This is a genomic window from Huaxiibacter chinensis, from assembly GCF_022171985.1.
In the GTDB taxonomy this organism is placed as follows: domain Bacteria; phylum Pseudomonadota; class Gammaproteobacteria; order Enterobacterales; family Enterobacteriaceae; genus Enterobacter; species Enterobacter chinensis_A.
Map to the genome: position 1 here is coordinate 80,185 of NZ_JAJVHF010000010.1, position 20,523 is coordinate 100,707.

Annotated in this window: 24 protein-coding genes; 13 read left to right on the top strand and 11 right to left on the bottom strand. The window is 54.7% G+C overall.

What is annotated here, in order from left to right:
• Nucleotide 1: 1 nt before the first annotated feature.
• Together LZP96_RS18725 and LZP96_RS18730 are read left to right on the top strand one after the other, a co-directional pair.
• Entirely contained in the window at nt 2-364 is a 363-nt protein-coding gene (locus LZP96_RS18725) for a hypothetical protein (protein WP_064327100.1), read from the top strand.
• A gap of 182 nt (nt 365-546) precedes the next feature.
• Complete coding sequence (locus tag LZP96_RS18730) at nt 547-1,107, top strand: Ail/Lom family outer membrane beta-barrel protein (protein ID WP_064327101.1); 561 nt, start codon at nt 547-549, stop codon at nt 1,105-1,107.
• A gap of 53 nt (nt 1,108-1,160) precedes the next feature.
• Here LZP96_RS18730 and LZP96_RS18735 read toward each other — a convergent pair whose 3' ends face one another.
• A complete protein-coding gene (locus LZP96_RS18735; protein ID WP_064327102.1) occupies nt 1,161-2,042 on the bottom strand; it encodes a LysR substrate-binding domain-containing protein in 882 nt (293 codons plus the stop codon).
• Between the two features lie 97 nt (nt 2,043-2,139).
• On the opposite strand from LZP96_RS18735, the gene LZP96_RS18740 reads away from it, so the two are divergent.
• Nucleotides 2,140-2,742, top strand: a complete 603-nt coding sequence (locus tag LZP96_RS18740; RefSeq protein WP_064327103.1) for a short chain dehydrogenase — start codon at nt 2,140-2,142, stop codon at nt 2,740-2,742.
• On the opposite strand, the gene LZP96_RS18745 is transcribed toward LZP96_RS18740, so the two are convergent.
• From LZP96_RS18745 to LZP96_RS18775, 7 genes are all read right to left on the bottom strand, one after another.
• Complete coding sequence (locus LZP96_RS18745) at nt 2,739-3,470, bottom strand: class I SAM-dependent methyltransferase (RefSeq protein WP_064327104.1); 732 nt, start codon at nt 3,468-3,470, stop codon at nt 2,739-2,741. The genes LZP96_RS18740 and LZP96_RS18745 overlap by 4 nt on opposite strands.
• Nucleotides 3,471-3,572: 102 nt before the next feature.
• Nucleotides 3,573-4,952: an amidohydrolase family protein gene (locus LZP96_RS18750; protein ID WP_064327105.1), complete on the bottom strand. Its 1,380-nt coding sequence runs from the start codon at nt 4,950-4,952 to the stop codon at nt 3,573-3,575.
• Between the two features lie 14 nt (nt 4,953-4,966).
• Nucleotides 4,967-5,917 carry a carbamate kinase family protein gene (locus tag LZP96_RS18755; protein ID WP_064327106.1) on the bottom strand — a complete coding sequence of 317 codons (951 nt, stop codon included), beginning with the start codon at nt 5,915-5,917 and terminating at the stop codon, nt 4,967-4,969.
• Nucleotides 5,918-6,238: 321 nt separating this feature from the next.
• Nucleotides 6,239-7,783, bottom strand: a complete 1,545-nt coding sequence (locus LZP96_RS18760; RefSeq protein ID WP_258926222.1) for a xanthine permease — start codon at nt 7,781-7,783, stop codon at nt 6,239-6,241.
• An 11-nt stretch (nt 7,784-7,794) separates the two neighbouring features.
• Nucleotides 7,795-9,210 (bottom strand): YlbE family protein, encoded by a 1,416-nt coding sequence (locus tag LZP96_RS18765; protein WP_064327108.1) that lies wholly within the window; start codon nt 9,208-9,210, stop codon nt 7,795-7,797.
• Nucleotides 9,210-10,751, bottom strand: a complete 1,542-nt coding sequence (fdrA, locus tag LZP96_RS18770; RefSeq protein WP_064327109.1) for an acyl-CoA synthetase FdrA — start codon at nt 10,749-10,751, stop codon at nt 9,210-9,212. The genes LZP96_RS18765 and fdrA overlap by 1 nt, the downstream gene beginning before the upstream one ends.
• A 107-nt stretch (nt 10,752-10,858) precedes the next feature.
• Entirely contained in the window at nt 10,859-11,464 is a 606-nt protein-coding gene (locus tag LZP96_RS18775) for an ankyrin repeat domain-containing protein (protein WP_064327110.1), read from the bottom strand.
• Nucleotides 11,465-11,817: 353 nt separating this feature from the next.
• On the opposite strand from LZP96_RS18775, the gene LZP96_RS18780 reads away from it, so the two are divergent.
• On the top strand, nt 11,818-12,747 hold the full coding sequence (locus tag LZP96_RS18780) for a LysR substrate-binding domain-containing protein (RefSeq protein ID WP_064327111.1): 930 nt from the start codon (nt 11,818-11,820) through the stop codon (nt 12,745-12,747).
• Here LZP96_RS18780 and LZP96_RS18785 read toward each other — a convergent pair.
• Nucleotides 12,744-12,902, bottom strand: a complete 159-nt coding sequence (locus LZP96_RS18785) for a YqaE/Pmp3 family membrane protein (protein ID WP_032613478.1) — start codon at nt 12,900-12,902, stop codon at nt 12,744-12,746. The two genes, LZP96_RS18780 and LZP96_RS18785, sit on opposite strands and share 4 nt — an antisense overlap.
• A 180-nt stretch (nt 12,903-13,082) precedes the next feature.
• Between LZP96_RS18785 and LZP96_RS18790 the strand changes: the two genes are divergently transcribed.
• The 3 genes from LZP96_RS18790 (at nt 13,083) to LZP96_RS18800 (ending at nt 14,172) form a co-directional block, all read left to right on the top strand.
• Nucleotides 13,083-13,382, top strand: a complete 300-nt coding sequence (locus LZP96_RS18790; protein ID WP_064327112.1) for an ArsR/SmtB family transcription factor — start codon at nt 13,083-13,085, stop codon at nt 13,380-13,382.
• A gap of 9 nt (nt 13,383-13,391) precedes the next feature.
• A complete protein-coding gene (locus tag LZP96_RS18795; protein WP_064327113.1) occupies nt 13,392-13,913 on the top strand; it encodes a rhodanese family protein in 522 nt (173 codons plus the stop codon).
• A 79-nt stretch (nt 13,914-13,992) separates the two neighbouring features.
• The gene (locus tag LZP96_RS18800) at nt 13,993-14,172 is read left to right on the top strand and encodes a GDFGVC terminal motif YodC-like protein (protein ID WP_064327114.1); all 180 of its coding nucleotides are present in this window, start codon (nt 13,993-13,995) and stop codon (nt 14,170-14,172) included.
• A gap of 45 nt (nt 14,173-14,217) precedes the next feature.
• On the opposite strand, the gene stpA is transcribed toward LZP96_RS18800, so the two are convergent.
• Nucleotides 14,218-14,622: a DNA-binding protein StpA gene (gene stpA, locus LZP96_RS18805; protein WP_064327115.1), complete on the bottom strand. Its 405-nt coding sequence runs from the start codon at nt 14,620-14,622 to the stop codon at nt 14,218-14,220.
• Nucleotides 14,623-15,125: 503 nt separating this feature from the next.
• Between stpA and alaE the strand changes: the two genes are divergently transcribed.
• The gene (gene alaE / locus LZP96_RS18810) at nt 15,126-15,575 is read left to right on the top strand and encodes an L-alanine exporter AlaE (protein WP_064327116.1); all 450 of its coding nucleotides are present in this window, start codon (nt 15,126-15,128) and stop codon (nt 15,573-15,575) included.
• 32 nt (nt 15,576-15,607) lie between these two features.
• Here alaE and LZP96_RS18815 read toward each other — a convergent pair whose 3' ends face one another.
• Nucleotides 15,608-15,952 carry a DUF2002 family protein gene (locus LZP96_RS18815; protein ID WP_064327117.1) on the bottom strand — a complete coding sequence of 115 codons (345 nt, stop codon included), beginning with the start codon at nt 15,950-15,952 and terminating at the stop codon, nt 15,608-15,610.
• Nucleotides 15,953-16,112: 160 nt separating this feature from the next.
• Here LZP96_RS18815 and LZP96_RS18820 point away from each other — a divergent pair, with 160 nt between their 5' ends.
• From LZP96_RS18820 to nrdF, 5 genes are all read left to right on the top strand, one after another.
• Nucleotides 16,113-16,439 (top strand): ElaB/YgaM/YqjD family protein, encoded by a 327-nt coding sequence (locus tag LZP96_RS18820; RefSeq protein ID WP_258926223.1) that lies wholly within the window; start codon nt 16,113-16,115, stop codon nt 16,437-16,439.
• 248 nt (nt 16,440-16,687) lie between these two features.
• Nucleotides 16,688-16,927 (top strand): glutaredoxin-like protein NrdH, encoded by a 240-nt coding sequence (nrdH, locus tag LZP96_RS18825; protein ID WP_064327119.1) that lies wholly within the window; start codon nt 16,688-16,690, stop codon nt 16,925-16,927.
• On the top strand, nt 16,924-17,334 hold the full coding sequence (gene nrdI, locus LZP96_RS18830) for a class Ib ribonucleoside-diphosphate reductase assembly flavoprotein NrdI (protein ID WP_064327120.1): 411 nt from the start codon (nt 16,924-16,926) through the stop codon (nt 17,332-17,334). The genes nrdH and nrdI overlap by 4 nt, the downstream gene beginning before the upstream one ends.
• On the top strand, nt 17,307-19,451 hold the full coding sequence (gene nrdE / locus LZP96_RS18835; RefSeq protein ID WP_064327121.1) for a class 1b ribonucleoside-diphosphate reductase subunit alpha: 2,145 nt from the start codon (nt 17,307-17,309) through the stop codon (nt 19,449-19,451). Before nrdI ends, nrdE begins: the two co-directional genes overlap by 28 nt.
• A gap of 9 nt (nt 19,452-19,460) precedes the next feature.
• Nucleotides 19,461-20,420, top strand: a complete 960-nt coding sequence (nrdF, locus tag LZP96_RS18840) for a class 1b ribonucleoside-diphosphate reductase subunit beta (protein WP_064327122.1) — start codon at nt 19,461-19,463, stop codon at nt 20,418-20,420.
• Nucleotides 20,421-20,523 lie beyond the last annotated feature (103 nt).

Consider the following 20,523-nt stretch of genomic DNA (forward strand, 5'->3'; position numbering starts at 1 on the left):
TATGACGTTACGAAAAAGCATGGTTCTTCTTTGTGCGCTGAATTTAACGGGCTGCGTAGTAGCAGATATGGATTCAACAAACTATGAATTCGTCCCCTATGTGCAGACGATTCAAAAAGAGGGGCAGTTTGGGCAGACCAATACGGCGCAGCGTAAACAGGATCTCTATCAGTGCGGGCTGGATAAAAATATCGATCCAGACCATCAGCCCTTTAATCGTAACCAGCTGGTGGGCGGTGAAAGTATGGCGCAACACGACAAACGGATCGCCCATCTTGAAAGCTGTATGAAAAGTAAAGGCTATGTGCTGCTGGATTTCAGCCAGTGCGGTCCGCTTAAAGCCCCCACGGGCATGTGTAACTGACGCTAAATACCCTATTTTACGTTAATCTCGCCTTCCCCTACCAATATAGGGGAGGCGTTTACCAGGACAATTCCGACCTTTAGGATTATTCCCCATTTTTTCCACAGATAAAAAAACCAACAATTCCATCCGATTATTCGCAGTGACTTTTAAGGCATAAATAAAACAAAGGACGACGGAAAATGAAAAAAATCTCTCTGGCGGTATTCGTGGCGGCAAGCCTCGCGAGCGGCGCGGCTCTGGCAGATAATCAGACAGTTTCTGTGGGTTATGCGCAGAGCAAAGTTGAGAACTTCAAAAATATTCGCGGCGTGAACGTTCAATATCGCTATGAGTGGGATTCTCCGCTTAGCGTCATCGGTTCTTTTACCTATATGAGCGGCGATGAAGATCAGCACTATTATGTTGCGTCGGATTCGGTAAAAAACAGCATCGACGTGAAATATTATTCACTGATGGCCGGTCCGGCTTACCGTATCAATGACTATGTTTCTCTGTATGCGCTGGGCGGCGTGGCTCACACCAAAGCGGATGTGGACACAAAATGGGTTAATGCGGGCGATAACTATACCCAGAAAGACAGCCTTTCTGAGAAATCGACCTCCTTTGCCTACGGTGCCGGCGTGCAGTTCAACCCAACCGCCGATCTGGCATTTAACGTCGGTTACGAAGGCACGAATGCCGATCTGGATGGCAACCACTCCATTAACGGCTGGAACGTCAGCGTCGGTTACCGTTTCTGATAACAATTCCCCCTCTCCCGCTGAAGGGAGAGGGGGAAATTCTCGCGCATCCCTTAGTGCTGAGCGGCAACGAGATGGGCGATAAACTGCGTCAGTTTAGGCAACGGGCGTAAATCTTGTCGCCACAGAAGATGTATTGGTCGCGGTCTCGGCGTGTGCTGCTCCAGGACGCGAATCAACCTGCCGTTCACCAGTTCTTCGACCACCAGCACTTCAGGCTGTAACAAGAGTCCCGCCCCGGCGATTGCCGCCATACGTAACCCATATCCATCGTTACAGCGCAGGATCGCATCGCGTTTCCAGCGAACCTCCCCTTCCATTCCCGGTAACCGCCACTCGTTGCGCGCGGTCCAGACCGTATGGGATAAACATAAATGGTCAATCAAATCGGCGGGCGTTTGCGGCGTCCCGTGGCGCGCCAGATATTCCGGCGAGGCGCAGATGACCATCCGGTAAGGACAGAGATACTTCGCCACCAGATCGTCCTGGTGGATATCGCCGATCCGAATCGCCAGATCGACCCCTTCGTCCACCAGATCGACGCGCCGGTTGGTGAGATCCAGCTCGACGCGCACGTCGGGAAAGCGCTGTAAAAATGTGGCGGTCAGCGGGGCAATGACACACCCGCCAAAGGACGTGGGCGCGCTGACGCGCAAGGTGCCTGCGGGTGCAGCACGCAATCGCTCCACCGCGTTTTCTGCAATCGCCACCTGTTCCAGCACGCGCTTCGCCTCGTCGTAATAGACGCGGCCTGCGTCGGTCAGGCTTTGTCGACGCGTGTTTCGCTCCAGTAAACGCGTGCCCAGCTGAGCCTCCAGTGTGGCAATGTATTTGCCCACCATCACCGCGGACATCTCCAGTCGCGAGGCAGCAACGGTAAAACTGCCCCCTTCCACGACGGCCATAAAGGTTTCCATGCTGCGAAGCTTATCCATATTACAAACCCCTGGTTAGTAATCTTCTAACTTTAGCCCAGTTTATCTTACTTTCACTTCGATAAAGAATGGAGGCTCACAACATAAGGAGTTGGCTATGAAAATCGTTATTATTGGTGCGAGCGGCACGGTAGGTCAGGCAGTGACGGCAGAATTGAGTCGTCGCCATGAGGTCATTCGCGTGGGGCGTACGCGGGGGGATGAGCAGGTCGATATCACCTCGCAGGCCAGCGTCCAGGCGCTGTTTGAAAAAACAGGCCCTGTGGATGCCATCGTCTCTGCCAGCGGCAGCCTGCATTTCGGCCCGCTGGAGACGATGAAAGACAGCGATTTTAACCAGGGCCTGCAGGATAAATTGCTGGGTCAGGTGCGTCTTGCGCTGACCGGGCAGCACTATCTGAATGAGGGCGGTTCGATAACCTTAATCAGCGGCATTGTGGCCCATGAGCCTATTGCGCAGGGGGTAAACGCCACCACGGTAAACCTTGCGCTGGAAGGTTTTGTTCGCGCCGCGGCGTGTGAACTGCCGCGGGGCATTCGCATCAACCTGGTTAGCCCAACGGTGCTGACGGAATCCGCCGAAGCCTATGACGGTTTCTTCCCGGGCTTTATCAGCGTACCCGCAGCAACGGTGGCCCAGGCGTATCGCCGCAGCGTGGAAGGCGTGCAGAGTGGACGCGTCTATAAAGTGGGTTACTAAGGCTTACGGGCCGAGATCAGCACCAGCATCGGGCGCTCGGCCTCTTCCGCCAGCGCGGGCCAGGCAGCGATTTGCGCCCGCGTGGGTCCCCACTCGTTAACCTCGCCTACCGTCAGCCCGGCGTTAATAATGGCGTTGAGGGTTGTGCCGAGGGTGCGGTGATATTTGATGACGCCGTCCGCCAGCCAGCTGCTGACGCGCTTGCCTTCATCCTGATAATGATTGACGCCCCAGAACCGCTCGCCGTTGTCATCGGTGAGCCAGCCCTGACGCGTGGCGCAGGTGTAAATCGGGTGTTCCATTGAAAACACCAGACTGCCGCCGGGCTTCAGCGCCTTTTGCACCTTGCCGAAGAGCGTGTTTAGCTCAGGCAGATAGTGCAGTGCCAGTGAGCTGTAGACCAGATCGAGGCTATTTTCTTCAAGCGCAATGGACTCCAGATCGCTGCGCTGATAGCAAATATGCGCGTCGTTGGTCAGCTCTGCCGCCCGGGCGAGCATCTTCTCAGAGAGATCAATACCGGTAACCTCTAACGCCCCCAGCTCGCGCGCCGCGCGGCAGAACCAGCCATAGCCACACCCCAGATCGATAACCGATTTACCGGATAAATCCGGCAGCATGCCCTTCAGCGCGGGCCACTCCGGCGCACCGTCCAGCCCCTGCACCGAGCGCGGAAGCTGGGCGTAGCCTTCGAAAAACGCCGGGTTATCGTAAATGTTTTGCGCCATGGCAGATCCCTCTTTGAGAATAAGGCGACCAGTATAAAGCATTCCCTGTGGCCTGATGCACTCACCCCAGCCCTCTCCCACTGGGAGAGGGAGAAATGCACGTCACCCCACCGTACCCCAGACGAGATTACCCTTGTGGAAGGTGGCGGTGCGGGGTGAAATGCGCGCCACGGCCTCGGCGGAACAGGAAGCGTCCACCAGGACGAAGCTGGCTGCATCCTGCGCTTTAGGCCACACGCGTTCGCCTTTATCGTTCAGGGGCAGAACGTCGCCGGTCGCAATGCCCAGCGCGCGGGAGAGCGTCTGCTCGTTGGGGCGGATATAGAGCTGGGCATAGAGATTGGCCTTTTCCAGCATGTCGCCCAGCCCATACGGCGACCAGTGGTCAATCACGCTGTCGGTCCCCGTCATCACAAACACGCCTTTCTCACGAAGCTGCTTTAGCGGCATCTGCAGGGTGCCAATCGGCACGGTAGAGGCAATGGTCACCTGCTGCGCCGCCATGCGGGTGGCGATTTCATCGACCTGCTGTTCGTTGAGCGTGGCCAGCGCAAAGGCGTGGCTGATGGTCAGCTTACCCTTCAGCGCGGGCGTTTTTTCCACGGTCTCGACCATGTAGTTGACCGCCGCTACGCCCGCCGGGCTGGTTTCATGCAGGTGGATGTCCACGCCTTTGTCATAATCAAGCGCAATCTGGAACATGGTGTCGAGTGATTTTTCCATCGCGCCGTCCACGTTCGTCGGATCCAGCCCGCCCACGTAGTGCGCGCCCGCCTGCATCGCCTCGCGCATCAGTTTTTCTGATTTCGATAACAGCAGGCCGTGCTGCGGGAAGGCCACAATTTCACAGTCAAACCCCGGCTTGCGACGCGCTAAGACTGCCTGAAGATTTTCCAGATTCTTCAGGCCGGAGGTCGGCTCAATATTGCAATGGCTGCGGGCGATAGTGGAGCCTTTCGACTGGATCAGATCGATAAGCTTTTCCGCACGCGCCTGGGTATAGGGCTGTAACTCGGGCAGCAGTTTTTGCTCAAGGCGGATCATATCCTGAATGGTCGTGCCTGCCGGACGGTTCAGCGAACGCCAGGGGCCGCCATAAAAGGTCTTATCCAGGTGAATATGCATGTCGCGCATGGCAGGAAGCATGAGCTTGCCGCCCGCATCGTAATGGGGCAGTGCAGGGTCGGCGTGACGGTTGTTCTCATGCAGGGCGACGATGTTGCCACCGTTAATTTCCAGGGTTTTCAGCTCGGTGCGGGTGCTTATTGCCACCCCGCCCTCAAATTCGAAACCTGCTTCCAGCAGAACGTTGTCCAGGTAGTAGTGTTTTGCGTTGATGTTCATTGGCTTGCCGACCTCACCCGTTTGTGGCGCTGAGTCGGCAGCATACGCGACGGAACCGGTCGCGCCAAATAGCGCGCAGGCGGTGACCATTTTGCCGCTCTGGCTGATAAATTCACGGCGGCTTTTATTCTCGTTCATGCTCTTTTTCCTTTTTACGTAATGACAATATGGGTGCCGGTTTCACCGCGCAGCGCCGCAGGCAGGCAGTCCGGTGAGGTGATGATCACGCGCTTGCCGCCGTGGTGTAAGAACGCCAGCGAGGCGACGATTTTGGGCAGCATACTGCCCGCCGGGAAGTGGCCCTCCTCCATGTAGCGCGTCATCTGCGCCACGTTCACCGTTTCCAGCGCCTGCTGGTTCGGCTGACCAAAATTGATGCAGACTTTCTCCACTCCGGTGGTGATCACCAGCACGTCGGCATGGATCTCGCGGGCCAGCAGCGCGGTCGAGAGATCTTTATCAATCACCGCATCGACGCTCTGGTAATCCCCCTGTTCTGTACGTACGACCGGAATACCGCCCCCGCCCGCACCTATCACCACAAAGCCTTTCTGGGTGAGCGTTTTGATCGCGTCCGCTTCAACGATGCGCAGCGGCTGCGGTGAGGCCACGACCCGGCGATAGCCGCGTCCGGCATCCTCCACAAAATGCCAGTCAGGATGGGCACGCTGAAGTTCATCCCGCTGCGTCTCGCTGAAAAACGCGCCGATAGGTTTGGTGGGATGGGTAAAGCCCGGATCGTCTTTATCCACTTCCACCTGAGTGACGACGGTGACCGCTTTTTGCACACCGCGCGCGGCAAGGCGATTATTTAGCGCCTGCTGGATCAGATAGCCGATGCCGCCCTGGGTATCCGCCACGCAGTTTGCCAGCGGCGTCAGGGGGAGCCCTTCGCGCTCGTGGGCAATTTCTGCCCGGCGCAGATCCAGCCCCACCTGCGGGCCGTTGCCGTGTGTCAGCACAATGTCGTAGTCGGATGCCAGCATCTCCAGTACGGACTCTGCGACCGCTTTGACCGCCTGAGACTGATGTTCAATGGACTGGCTGGCGTTATCTTTGATAATGCTGTTGCCGCCGATAGCGACGACCATGAGCTCTTTCATCTTTTTTCCTTTAAAAAAGTGCGTTCTGGTGCCCTCACCCCGGCCCTCTCCCACAGGGAGAGGGGGAATAACGTTCCTTCTCTCACACGGGGAGGAGTCACGTTCCCTCTCAAGCATGGGGAGGAATAACGCTCTCTCTCCCCGTGGGAGGAATTCACGTTCCCTCTCTCACACGGGGAGGAGTCACGTTCCCTCTCAAGCATGGGGAGGAATAACGCTCTCTCTTCCCGTGGGAGGAATTCACGTTCCCTCTCTCACATGGGGAGGAGTTACGTTCCCTCTCCCTGTGGGAGAGGGTTAGGGTGAGGGCAACAGGCATTATCAGGACTCAGAAACCGGTGCCGCCGCGCTTGCCGCTTCCCGGCTATCCAGCACATGCTTCACTACAAACATGCCGCCCATCATCAGATAGGCCGTGACAAACATCAGCGAACTGCCTTCGGCAAAGCCAACCACGGGGGCGTGGATCACGCCGAACAGCGCCAGCAGCGCCCCCACGGCGGCGGCCACGGCTCCGCGCAGCGGTTTGTTGATGATGGCGAAGATAGCGATGCAGCCCCACAGCATGCTGGCGAGCGGTGCGCCGTTACCCAGATGCACCAGCCCTTCGTAGTAAATGCCTTTGCTGTGCAGCACGTCGGTGCCAATTTTCGCCGCGCTGGTTCCCGCCGCGCCCATCACGCTGTTCATCATGGTCAGCGCCCAGTTGGCAATCCACGGGAACAGGCAGATGAAGATGACGGGGACCTCCACTTTGGGCGTTTCCCTGACAACCTGGTTGGCGGTCACCACCCCGATAAACACCAGAATCGGCACGATAGCGGTCATCGGTATGATGGCGAGCATAAACGCCCCCAGCCCGAACAGCGGCACGATAAACATGGTCACCCCGGAGGCCAGCGTATAGCCAATGCTGGCCCCCATCGCTTTCCAGCCCGCGTGGCCGACGTAAACCGTCACCGGGAACGGGTTACCCATCAGACACCCGAGCATGGAGGCCAGCCCGTTTGCCAGCATCACCTTGCGGGTGGGGTACTCATCCCCCGCCGCGTGGGCGCTTTCGATATTTTCCAGGTCAAAAATGTAGTTCGCCAGACCCAGCGGGACGGCAGAAGCCAGGTACGGTAATGCGTGCGGCAGCCCCTGCATAAAGCTGTCGATGTGTACGGATGGCGGGTTAAAGCCAAACGACGACATCGAGGTTTTAATGGCCTCCGGGCTTTGCAGGCCGGAGATCCACGCCAGTGCAGTACCAGCAATCAGCAGCAACAGGCCGGTCGGGATTTTGGCGAAGATCGGCTTTTTGCCAAACCAGTTGATAAAGATCAGCAGCAGCACGATGAACGACACGGTAGGCGCCTCAAACGCCTGCAGCATCGGGTTCATCGCCAGCAGCAGTAGGCCCAGCCCGGACAGGCACGACAGCAGCACGGTACGGGGGATCATCTTGCGGATGGTCTCCCCCAGGAATGAACCGCCCGCCAGAATCATTGCCTCCACAAAGCACCACACCAGGCCAATCTGGATGGCAAAATCCGCATCACCGGTTTGCTGGTAGACCGGCATCAGCACCAGAAAGGTCACGGTGAAAATCGACGGCGCGCTCGGGCCAGACGGCAGCGCGGTAACATCCGTCCGCCCGGTCTGGCGCGCCATTTGCAGGCCAAACCACGTATAGCAGACGCTTGCTACCAGCACCGCCAGCCCGAAGGCCGGGGCAATGCGTCCATAAACAATCTCCTTCGGGATGCCGACGACAAAAATGAGCAGCCCCATCATGGTCAGCAAATTGGTCAGGTTGTTGGTCATCAACCCGAAATAAGCCGCCCAGTCACCTCTTTTCCACTCCAGTTTCATGCTTTTCATGGATGCTTACCTTATAGGACGTAGCGATCGCGGAAGGTCAACAGCGCCTTTTCAAAACAGCTAAACGGCGGGTGAACGATGCCCGCCCCAATCATGCCAATGCCTGCGTCTTTGTGGGCAATGGCGGTGTTAATGACCGGCAGGATGCCGCTGCCCGCAACTCTGGTGATGTCGATGGCGGTTGGAATGCCCATAAACGAGAGCAGCGGAATGGTGACGTTCGGGTTTTCGCCGAGGGTGATCTCGCGCATCTGACGGGAGAAATCGATGGCTTCATCCACCGTGCCGCCCACCAGCGCCACGATTGCCGGGGCCGTAGCCATCGCAAAACCGCCGATACCGTAGGTTTCGGTAATGGCGCTGTCGCCAATATCCAGCCCTGAATCTTCCGGCCTGTAGCCCGCAAACATGGGCCCTATCACCTGCTGCGCCGGGCCGGTGAACCACTGCCCCGGCAACCCGGAGATGCGCAGGCCGAACTCGTAGCCGTTGCGCGCCATGGTCGTGACCACGGTGCTGTACTCAATACCGTGGGCAGCATCCATGGCGGCTTTACACATCGCCATCCACGTCGGGCCGGAGAAGTAGTCGCTGCTTGCGACGAACTCAAACACCTCGCGCTGCTGCGCCACCGGATACCCGGCCTGAATCAGCCCCGGCGTCAGCGCCTGGATCAGCAACGTCGTCCCCGCGTTGTTGCGGTTGTGGCACTCGTCGCCCATGTGCAGCGCCTGGGCCAGCATCAGGCGCAGGTCGATTTCACCGAGGATTTTCATGGCATCACGCAGCATCGGGCCGAGCACGTCACGCATCCAGTTCAGGCGGTCGATAACGCTCTGGTCGTTGGCGCCCATGCGCAGGATCTTCGCCATCTGCTCGCTGAGGTTGGTGAACGCCCGGTTGCCGTAGGTTTTATTCTCGACGATGTGCATAAACATCGAGGCCGACGTGACGCCCGCCATGGAGCCTACACAGTCGTGCTCGTGGCAGGGCGAGAAGGTAATGGCCCCTGACGCCGCTACGCGCTGTGCGTCGTCGATATCCTTCGCCAGCCCTTCAAACACCAGCGCCCCGGTCACGGCCCCTTTCATTGCGCCACACATGTTTTCCCAGCTGACGGGCGGACCGGCGTGCAGAATGGTGGTACGGGTCATGCCCGGCACGACGTTAATCGCCTGGTCGTAGCCCACCAGCACCGGATGGGACTGAATAATGCGCTCAAGGGCAATCTTATTGGCGGCGGCGATTTTGTCGGCCAGGGGCGCAAGGGCAAGCTGGTCCAGCGCCTCTACAACCTGCAAATTCCCCTGCCCCGGCGGCGTCCAGTCGAGCTGGGTCACGGGGACGTGCTGCTTTTTGAGATCCTCACTGAACATCGCGATACCGACGTTAATCACGTTCAACGGCTGGTTAAACAAGGTGCTCATCAGGCGGTCTCCCCTTTAAAAACAAATTCACGTGCCAGTAATCCGGTATTGGTGCTGCTGCTGGCCCAAATCACGCCCGCCTCGGTCAGAAGCTGACACTGCTGCGCCAGAGACGGTGAGTCCTGGTCGGTACCCAGCACGTAGCCGAGAATTTCCAGCGGACGGTTGTCGGCTTTTGCAATGGCCTGCGCCTCTTTAATGGCCTCAAGCATCACGCCGACCGGATCCTCGTGCGCGCCAAAGCCCAGCACGAAGTCCATCACGATCACCCCCACTTCCGGATCGCGCGCTTCCTGTAACAGGCGGCTGATGCGGTTGGTCGGGTCGATCATCGGATGCGGTTTACCGTGGGTGAAATCGTCATCACCAAAATCGAGGAAGGTGTGGGCTTTACTGACGTTGATATCGTCCAGCCGTTTTGCCGGATCGGGTTGAATGTTGCTGTAGACGTCGTCGTATTTTTCCAGCGCGGCAAACATCGCCTCATCGCACAGGGTGCCGCCGCAGAACAGGCCGCGGATGTATTTCTGCTGGGGCGTCAGCCGGGCGCGCACCTCTTCGATCAGGGGCCAGTTCAGGGGATGCAGATCCAGTGACTCTTTTTTCACCCCCGTTAACAGCACGGCCTTCAGCGCCGCCTCTTTGGTGCCACGGGCAAAGTGCAGATTGCCTTCATCAGCCGGCGGCTGTTGACGCCCAAGGAAACAGACCACCACCGGCTTGCGGCAGTTGCGAGCGCGGGCCAGCACTTTTTCGGCCACCGACGGGGCAGGCGGTTTTGAGATGAGGGTAATCACCTGGGTGGCGTCGTCAGCGTCCAGCATTGCGATGGCATCCAGCATCATCAGGCCGCCTATTTTTTCGCTCAGATCGCGCCCGCCGGTGCCAATCAGCTGCGATACGCCGCCGCCGAACTCATGGACTCGCACGCTCAGCTCCTGGCTGCCGGTCCCGGACGCCCCGATAATACCAATCGGCCCACGACGCACCGCATTGGCAAAGCACAGCCCGGTACCGTTGATAATGGCGGTACCGCAGTCCGGCCCCATCATCAGCAGCCCTTTCTGGTGTGCCTGCTGCTTCAGCGCCAGCTCGTCATCAAGGCTGACGTTATCGGAGAAAAGCATGACGTTAAGATCGTTTTCCAGCGCCTGACGCGCTTCGCGGGCGGCAAAGGTGCCGTTCACCGAAATCACCGCCAGGTTGCTCTCGGGACGATGGGTTTTCGCACTGGCAAGGGTGGCATAACGCGCTTCATGGCTCCCGCCGCTCTCCTTGCGGGTGAAAAGCGCTTCGATGGCCGCCAGCGTTTCGTCATTCGCCGCCTCGCCTTTTATCACAATAAGCAGGTCGCCGTTTTTGGCATCCGCTAATTCCGGCGTTAACAGCCCGAGATTTTTTAATACGCCTTTATTCATTTCTGTCGCCATAGCCACAAAAGCCTGCTCAACGCCCGGCAATTTATTGGCTTTGGTGGAAACCGACATCAATGACACCGAGTCAAAATAGGTATTCTTTTTTATGACGATTTTAGTGGGCATTATTTTTCTCCTGAAAAAGGATAAAAGGGGGCCGCCATCGTGCTAATTGCACGATGGGTGAATGCGTAATGTTTTGATGACCTGCCGGTTAAAGCAGGTCGTGTGAATCAGGCGCCAGCCGACAGCAGCAGGTCTGCTATTTCGTGGAAGCCTTTTTCCCGCGCCAGTTCAAGCGGCGATTTCCCGTATTTATCGGTCATGTGCGGATTCGCGCCGTTATCCAGTAACAGCTTCACGATTTCCTGCTGTCTGGCGCCGCCATCGTTTAAGACAATCGCTTCCAGCAGCGGGGTCCAGCCCACGAAGTTGGTGTGATTAACGTTGATATCGGTTTTTGCCAGCAGTTCCCGCACGATCTCCACGTGCCCTTTCTCACTGGCTGGCGTAATGCCGACGCCGCCGAAACGGGTCAGACGGTCAAGATCCGGGTTAGCGGGTAAGACTATCCGCAGCAGGGTAATATCATTGGTCAGGCAGCTAATCAGAAAAGGGTTAAAACAAGTTTGATCCTGCTTATCAACGTCCGCCCCGGCAGCAATCAGGTATTCAACACAAGGATAATGTTTATTCAGGCTGGCAATAATCAGCGCGGTTCGTTTCTGACGGTTTGTGGCATTAATATCCACGCCTTTTTCCAGACAGGCTTTCAACGCATCCACGTTGCACTGCTCAGCCGCCAGCAGAAATTCCGTAACGAGTTCAGTTGCAGACATATTCAGACTCCAGTGATTTCATTTCTGATGACCTGAGAATAGCAACAGCGTTCGGATAAAAGAATCCGCTTAAATTTCATTCATCGTAAGCAGATTCATTATTGAATATATTTTCACAATCCGGTCAAAATGTGCGTCGGTGCAATCTTTTTCTTATGGTTAAGCTCATTCTGAAGCGTTAAATCGCATTATGCTTATATCTCGAGACGCCTTGCGCGGCGCGGCCCGCAACAAATTACGCGAAGTGTGATATTGTTCAAATCAGTTGTGAAGGCAGTGTTAAAAACTGTTCAAAACTGATTGCCGTGAAGTCCTGATTTCCACGTTGTTATGACCCCGACAGGAGCCTGAAGATGAATTCTATTTTTACCGAAGAGAACCTTCTGGCGTTCACCACCGCCGCGCGCTATCGCAGCTTTAGCAAAGCCGCCGAAGAGTTGGGCCTGACGACATCAGCGATAAGCTATACGATAAAACGCATGGAGACCGGGCTGGATGTGGTGTTATTTGTGCGTAATACCCGCAGCATTGAGCTGACCGAGTCCGGCGCGTACTTTTACCGTAAAGCCACTGATTTACTGAATGATTTCTACGCCATTAAGCGGAGCATAGACACTATCGCTCAGGGGATCGAAGCGCGGGTTCGCATCTGTATCAATCAGCTTTTATATACGCCGCGCCATACCGCCCGGCTGTTGCAGGTGCTGAAGAAACAGTTTCCGACCTGTCAGATCACCGTCACGACCGAGGTTTATAACGGCGTCTGGGATTCCATTATTAATAACCAGGCCAACATTGCGATTGGCGCCCCCGATACGCTGCTCGACGGCGGCGGAATTGATTACACCGAAATTGGGGCTATTCGCTGGGTATTCGCGATCTCACCGGACCACCCTCTGGCGCTGGCACCAGAACCGCTGGCGGAAAGCCAGCTGCGTCTTTATCCCAACATTATGGTTGAAGACACCGCACACACCATTAATAAAAAAGTCGGCTGGTTATTACACGGGCAGGAGGCGATTCTGGTTCCCGACTTTAATACCAAGTGTCAGTGCCAGATATTGGGTGAGGGGATTGGATTTTTACCGGAGCACATGGCGCGAGACGCCATGGAACAGGGATTATTAATTACACGTCGAATCAACAATCCGCGGCAGGACTCCCGCATGCTGCTGGCGACGCAACATGCGGCAACCGGTCAGGTCACCCGATGGATAAAACAGCAGTTTGGCCCACAGGGCGTGCTGACCGGCATATACAGTGATTTGCTCTGGCGAACTTAGCTACGGCTCTGCACCCAGAACGCGTGGATGAGTCCGGGGATATAGCCCAGTAACGTCAAAATGATGTTAAGAATAAACGCCCAGCCAAACCCTTTTCCGAGCAGCACGCCCAGCGGTGGCAGAATGATTGTAATGACGATGCGCCAAAAACCCATAAATACTCCATACAAGCTAAATAATTGAAAGTTAAAAAGAGACTCATCTCTAAGCATAGTCAATTTAGCCGCTTGCCGCTGCCCCCGCTTCGCTTTTTACCCTCCTTTACGCTTTTGACACTGGCTTAATCCGGCCCCTTAGTTTAGCATTTACTTAATTAAGTAAATACTAAACTAAATATGACTGAACTTGAACAACTCCAGGCCAGCGCTGAGCAGGCCGCAGCCCTTCTTAAGGCCATGAGCAATGCGCGTCGGCTGCTGATCCTTTGCACGCTCTGCGGCGCCCCCGGTACCAGCGCGGGCGAACTGGCGCGTGCTACCGGGCTGAGCGCCTCTGCCACCTCGCAACATCTGGCGCGCATGCGTGACGAGGGGCTTATCGACAGCACCCGCGACGCACAGCGTATTCTCTATTTCATTAAAAATGATGCGGTGAATCAGGTCATCAGCACCCTGAAAACCCTTTATTGTCCGTAAGGAGTCACCATGTCCCTTCCTCTTATTTCGCCCCGGCAAGCCACTACCCGTATTGCTGAGGGCGCAAAACTTATTGATATTCGCGATGCCGATGAATATGCCCGCGAACATATTTCCGGGGCACACTCCGTCCCGCTGGACACTTTGCCCGGCGGGCTTCAGGCTCATGCCGGTGAAACGGTGATTTTTCACTGCCAGTCCGGCACGCGCACGTCGAATAATGCAACACGTCTGGCGCAGGCAGCGTCACCGGCGCAGGCCTTGCTGCTCGAAGGCGGTATCCAGGGCTGGAAGCAGGCGGGATTCGAGACCCTTGAAGATAAGGCGCAGCCGCTTCCTCTGATGCGCCAGGTACAGATTGCGGCCGGGCTCTTGATCCTGTGCGGCGTCGTGCTGGGCTATAGCGTCTCCAGCGGCTTTTTCCTGCTGAGCGGATTTGTCGGCGCCGGGCTACTCTTCGCGGGGGTAAGCGGCTACTGCGGCATGGCGCGTCTGCTGAAGGTGATGCCGTGGAACAGACCTACCTCGTAAGCAGTAGCTGGCAGAATAGACTGTACCCGGAATCGCCCCTGGGCTAAGGTGAGGAATACAACAATGATGAGGAGGTACTATGTTTTCTGTCGGCGATTTTGTGCAACCCCGTATGGGCGGTCCAAAACTGAAAGTGGTTGAGATTCATGACGATCAGGTTGTCGTCGTGCAGGCGAGTCAGGAGCAGGGCGAGAAATTTACGCTGAAAGCAGCGGATGTCACGCTGTATAAAGAAGACGGCGATTTCGGCGTCTGCTAATGGCTCCGGGCGGGATAAACCCGCCCGGCAGTATCACGTTACATCTTAAATCAGGAAATCTTCCAGCTTTTTGCCGTCTGCCAGCGCGGCAGCGATAGGTTTTGGTGTGCGCCCCTGACCTGTCCAGGTTTTGGTTTCACCATTGGCATCAGTGAAACGGTATTTTGCTTCACGGGCCTGACGTTTTTGCGGCTGGCTTGAGCCTTTCAGCGCATCTTTACCCAGCAAATCTTCCGGGGAAATACCGTCCGCTCTCATTTGCTCCAGCAGCGCATTAATTTTTTGCTTCTGCTCAGCCTGTTGTTGCTGCAATTCATCCTGTTCATTACGTTTTTCTTCAGTAACAATTCTGAATTTTTCCAGCATTTCTTCCAGCACTTCAATTGAGAATTCACGCGCCATAGCACGGAGTGTGCGGATATTATTAAGATTTTGTAACGTAGCAGACATATTGCTGAAGACCTTTTATGAGTGGATGCAATAAGCATTAAGTGAATAGGGTAATCGACTTTAGTTTAAATATCCAGTTTCATTCTCCCCCAACCATTATTGGGGCATTAATAAAATATTTATTTATATAATGTTTACTTTATTTACTTATCCTGCAAAGTGCGCCCTGCACTTTCAAACTGGCATGCTCTTCTAAGAGGTCATTTATTGCCGAAGGTTCCCTATTTTTATCCAAAAATCAACAAATCACCTCATCTTTAGCTACAAACTCACAACTAGTTGATTTAATTGAATAACATGACAAGCGAAACACAAAATAGTGAAGCGAACAAAAAGCATACGCCAACAGAGGATTTTGTGGACAAAACGCCATTAAATAAAAATATTTAACTCATTGTGAGTTTCAAAGCAGAGATATACCCTATGCACATTAATTTAGCCAACCTAATGCACTACCTGAAACGGGTGTGACATCGATTTTTGTCTTCTCAAGGAGTCCGGACATGTTCTCACCGCAGTCTCGCCTGCGTCACGCTGTGGCAGACACCTTCGCGATGGTGGTTTACTGTTCCGTTGTGAACATGGTGATTGAGATATTCTTGTCCGGAATGTCGTTTGAGCAGTCACTCTCTTCACGCCTGGTGGCGATTCCGGTCAATATTCTGATTGCCTGGCCCTATGGACTCTATCGTGATGCGGCAATGCGCCTGGCCCGTCGCATCAGCCCTGCCGGGTGGGCGAAAAATCTGGCAGATGTCCTGGCCTATGTCACCTTTCAGTCCCCGGTTTATGTTGCCATCCTGCTCACCGTAGGGGCCGACTGGTCACAAATTTTCGCTGCGGTCAGTTCAAATATCGTGGTGTCTATGCTGATGGGCGCCGCCTACGGCTATTTCCTGGATTATTGTCGCCGCCTGTTCAAGGTCGACGCGTACCAGCAATCCAGGGCGTAAGAAGAAGCGACTGGCCCGTGCCAGTCGCCGTTTTATTGCGGTTCGCCAAACAGCCCGGCCAGAAAGCGCTCAAGCGCCATACGGGAGCTAAAACCATGCGGAATACCATAATGCTCATGCGTTTCGCCTCCTAAATAGAGAGGAAACTCCTGATAATGATCGCAGGTTTTGATATCCGAGGCTGGCTCAGCAAAAGACTGACTTCTGTCTTTCAGCGTAGGGTGAATAATTAGCGCAGTGCGTCCCATGCGGGCTTCGCGGTTGACGTAAACATAATTATCGCCACGGCGATAACCATACGTTCTCTGGGTCACTACATCCATGATGAAACCCGCTTTTTCAAGAACGCGTGCCACCTCATCGGGTCGTAAATACATATTTTATCCTCGTTATCTTTTCCTGCCGCGCAACCTTACATTATTCAGCATTAGCAACGCTTTCAGAATATTCCATAAACCGTCTAATTAGTCGTGACTCACTTCAGATATTAAAATTCTGGACTAGACTGAATGTGAACACCAAATTATGGAGGATCGTATGTTTAACAGACCGAACCGAAACGATATTAATGACGACACTCAGGACATTCGTAATGATGTCAGCCAATTAGCCGACACGCTGGAAGATGTGCTGAAATCCTGGGGATCGGATGCTAAGGACGAAGCAGATACCGCAAAACGTAAGGCTCAGTCTTTGCTGCGTGAAACCCGCGCCCGCATGAACGGTCGCTCTCGTACTACGCAAGCGGCCTGCGCTGCGATGGGCTGCGCGAACACCTTCATTCGTGAAAAACCCATGTGCGCGATTGGGACCATCGCGGCGGTAGGCATTTTTATCGGTGCCCTGCTCACACTACGTAAATAAGCTTTTTTGTGCCAACTGGCCCCCGTTCGCTGACGTGAACGGGGGCAAATTTTTTTCTGTTGTCTAAAAATCCCGCACAGCAAGGCCCTCCGCACTCCTGGACGTACTGACGAACCGCAATGCTGAAATTCCCATATCTTGTATGGTTGAAACTTAATCCAACTACATCTAGTATTCCTTTTAAAGAAGTCCAGCTACCCGACGCGTTCATTCGCGCCTTAACTTTATTATAAATGGGAATGCGAATCATGATAATTACTATTTACACTCGTAACGACTGTGTACAGTGCCACGCCACCAAACGCGCAATGGAAAGTCGTGGCGTAGCCTTCGAAATGGTGAACGTGGACAGCGTACCCGATGCAGCCGAAACCCTGCGGGCAAAAGGTTTTCGTCAGCTTCCCGTCGTGATCGCCGGCGAGACGAGCTGGTCAGGGTTTCGACCCGATATGATTAACCGCCTTCAGACCCAGGCCGCCAGCGCATGAGTCTCCTCGTCTACTTTTCCAGCAGTTCGGAAAACACGCTTCGTTTTATTGAACGGGTCGGACTTCCTTCAGTTCGTATTCCCCTCAACGAGCGTGAACGTATTCAGATAGACGAACCTTATATTCTGGTGGTCCCCAGCTATGGCGGCGGCGGAACCGCGGGTGCGGTGCCGCGCCAGGTGATCCGCTTTCTTAACGATCCCGTTAACCGGACGCTGATTCGCGGCGTGATCGCGGCAGGCAACCGTAATTTTGGCGAAGCATTTTGTCGCGCCGGGGATGTTATCTCTCAGAAATGCGCCGTGCCGTATCTCTATCGGTTCGAACTGATGGGGACCCCGCAGGACGTAGAAAACGTGCGTAAAGGAGTAAACGAATTTTGGCAACGACAACCGCAGAACGCGTGATGCAGGGATCGATGGATTACCACGCGCTAAATGCCATGCTGAACCTCTACGATCGTGAGGGGCGTATTCAGTTTGAAAAAGACGGTGAAGCGGTAGAGGCTTTTTTTGCCGCGCATGTCCGTCCGAATACCGTGACGTTTTCCACCACCACGGAACGCCTCGACTACCTGGTGAGCGAAGGCTATTACGAACAAGCGGTGCTGGCGCGTTATGACCACGCCTTTGTGGTGGCGCTGTTTGCACATGCGCACCAGAGCGGTTTTCGATTCAGCACGTTTCTGGGGGCCTGGAAATACTACACCAGCTATACGCTGAAAACGTTCGACGGCAAACGTTATCTTGAAAGCTTTGAAGACCGCGTTGTGATGGTGGCGCTGACGCTGGCGCAGGGCGATGAGGTTCTGGCACAAAAGCTCACAGACGACATTCTGGCAGGACGGTTTCAGCCCGCGACGCCCACCTTCCTCAACTGCGGCAAAGCCCAGCGCGGTGAACTGGTCTCCTGCTTCCTGCTGCGCATTGAAGACAATATGGAGTCGATTGGGCGCGCGGTGAATTCTGCGCTGCAGCTTTCTAAACGCGGCGGCGGCGTGGCATTTTTGCTCTCTAATTTGCGTGAGGCCGGCGCGCCGATAAAGCGCATCGAAAATCAATCCTCCGGCGTTATTCCGGTGATGAAGATGCTGGAAGATGCCTTTTCCTACGCAAATCAGCTAGGAGCACGCCAGGGTGCAGGCGCGGTCTATCTACACGCCCATCATCCGGATATCCTGCGCTTTCTTGATACCAAACGTGAAAACGCCGACGAAAAAATTCGCATCAAAACGCTTTCGCTGGGGGTCGTGATCCCGGACATCACGTTCCAGCTGGCGAAAGAGAATGCCGAAATGGCCCTTTTCTCACCCTATGATATTGAACGACTGTACGGAAAACCCTTTGGCGATATCGCCATCAGCGAGCATTACGATGAACTGGTCGCCGACGATCGCGTGCGCAAAAAATACATCAACGCCCGCGACTTCTTCCAGACCCTTGCAGAAATCCAGTTTGAATCTGGTTATCCGTACATGATGTACGAGGATACGGTGAACCGCGCCAACCCCATTGCCGGGCGCATTAATATGAGCAACCTCTGCTCGGAAATTTTACAGGTCAACAGCGCGTCCACCTATGACGAAAACCTGGACTATGCGCAAACCGGAAAAGATATCTCCTGCAACCTGGGTTCGCTGAATATTGCCCACACGATGGATTCACCCGATTTCGGCAGTACGGTGGAAACCGCTATCCGCGGCCTGACGGCCGTGTCGGACATGAGCCACATCCGCAGCGTACCGTCGATTGACGCGGGCAATGCGGCCTCGCACGCCATTGGGCTTGGCCAGATGAACCTGCATGGTTATCTGGCGCGGGAAGGTATTGCCTATGGCAGCCCGGAGGGGCTCGATTTCACTAATCTTTATTTCTATACCGTGACCTGGCATGCGCTTCATACCTCGATGATGCTGGCCCGGGAGCGCCACCAGCGTTTCCGGGGCTTTGAACGCTCGCGTTACGCCAGCGGGGAATATTTTAAACAGTACCTGGAAGAGGAATGGCAGCCCAAAACCGAGAAAGTCCGTAGCCTGTTCGCTGAAGCCGGTATTACGCTTCCCACGTATGAAATGTGGCGGCAGTTGCGCGATGACGTGATGCAATACGGTCTTTACAACCAGAATCTTCAGGCCGTGCCGCCAACCGGGTCGATTTCTTATATTAATCATGCGACATCGAGTATCCATCCGATCGTTTCGAAAATCGAAATTCGTAAGGAAGGGAAAACCGGACGCGTCTACTACCCGGCTCCGTTTATGACCAACGAGAATCTGGCGCTCTACCAGGATGCCTATGAAATTGGGCCAGAGAAAATTATTGATACCTATGCCGAGGCGACCCGGCATGTCGATCAGGGCCTGTCGCTAACGCTCTTTTTCCCCGATACCGCCACGACACGCGACATCAATAAGGCGCAAATTTACGCGTGGAAAAAAGGGATTAAGACGCTCTATTACATTCGCCTGCGCCAGCTCGCGCTGGAAGGTACCGAAATCGAAGGCTGCGTATCCTGCGCGCTGTAAGGAGAAAGGATGAAACTGTCACGCGTAAACGCCGTTAACTGGAATAAAATTCAGGATGATAAAGACCTTGAGGTCTGGAATCGCCTGACCAGTAACTTCTGGCTGCCGGAGAAAGTGCCGTTGTCGAATGATATTCCGGCCTGGCAAACCCTGAGCCACGCCGAGCAACAGCTGACTATCCGCGTTTTTACGGGATTAACGCTGCTGGACACCATTCAGAATACGATTGGCGCACCGGCATTAATGGCCGATGCGCTGACGCCACATGAAGAGGCGGTGATGTCGAATATCAGCTTTATGGAGGCGGTACATGCCCGCTCCTACAGCTCGATCTTTTCAACGCTTTGTCAGACCAAAGACGTTGATGCCGCCTATGCCTGGAGCGAAGCAAGCGAATCATTACAGCGTAAAGCCCAACGGGTACTGGAGCATTACCATGCCGATGATCCCTTGAAGAAAAAGATCGCCAGCGTGTTTCTGGAATCTTTCCTTTTCTATTCAGGTTTCTGGCTGCCCATGTACTGGTCGAGCCGGGGCAAGCTCACCAACACCGCGGACCTGATACGGTTAATCATTCGCGATGAAGCCGTGCACGGCTATTACATCGGTTATAAGTACCAGAAAGGGCTGGAAAAGGTCAGCGAAGAGAAGCGTGGGGCCTTAAAGGGTTTCGCCCTCGATCTGCTGATGGATTTGTACGATAACGAACTGGCCTATACTGCGGAACTGTACGCCGACACGGGCTGGGAAGAGGATGTCCAGGCGTTCCTCTGCTACAACGCCAATAAGGCGCTGATGAATTTGGGTTACGACGCGCTTTTCCCGCCTGAGATGGCAGAAGTCAATCCGGCCATTCTGGCAGCCTTATCCCCCAATGCCGATGAAAACCACGACTTTTTCTCAGGGTCGGGATCGTCATATGTTATGGGGAAAGCGGTGGAAACAGAAGATGAAGACTGGGACTTTTAATCGTTCGTATGCGTTCACTAATTTAATTTAAAGGGAGATAAATCTCTCATATATTTTCACATACTCTACACTGTCATTAGCCCTTCATATTCACCTGAATTCC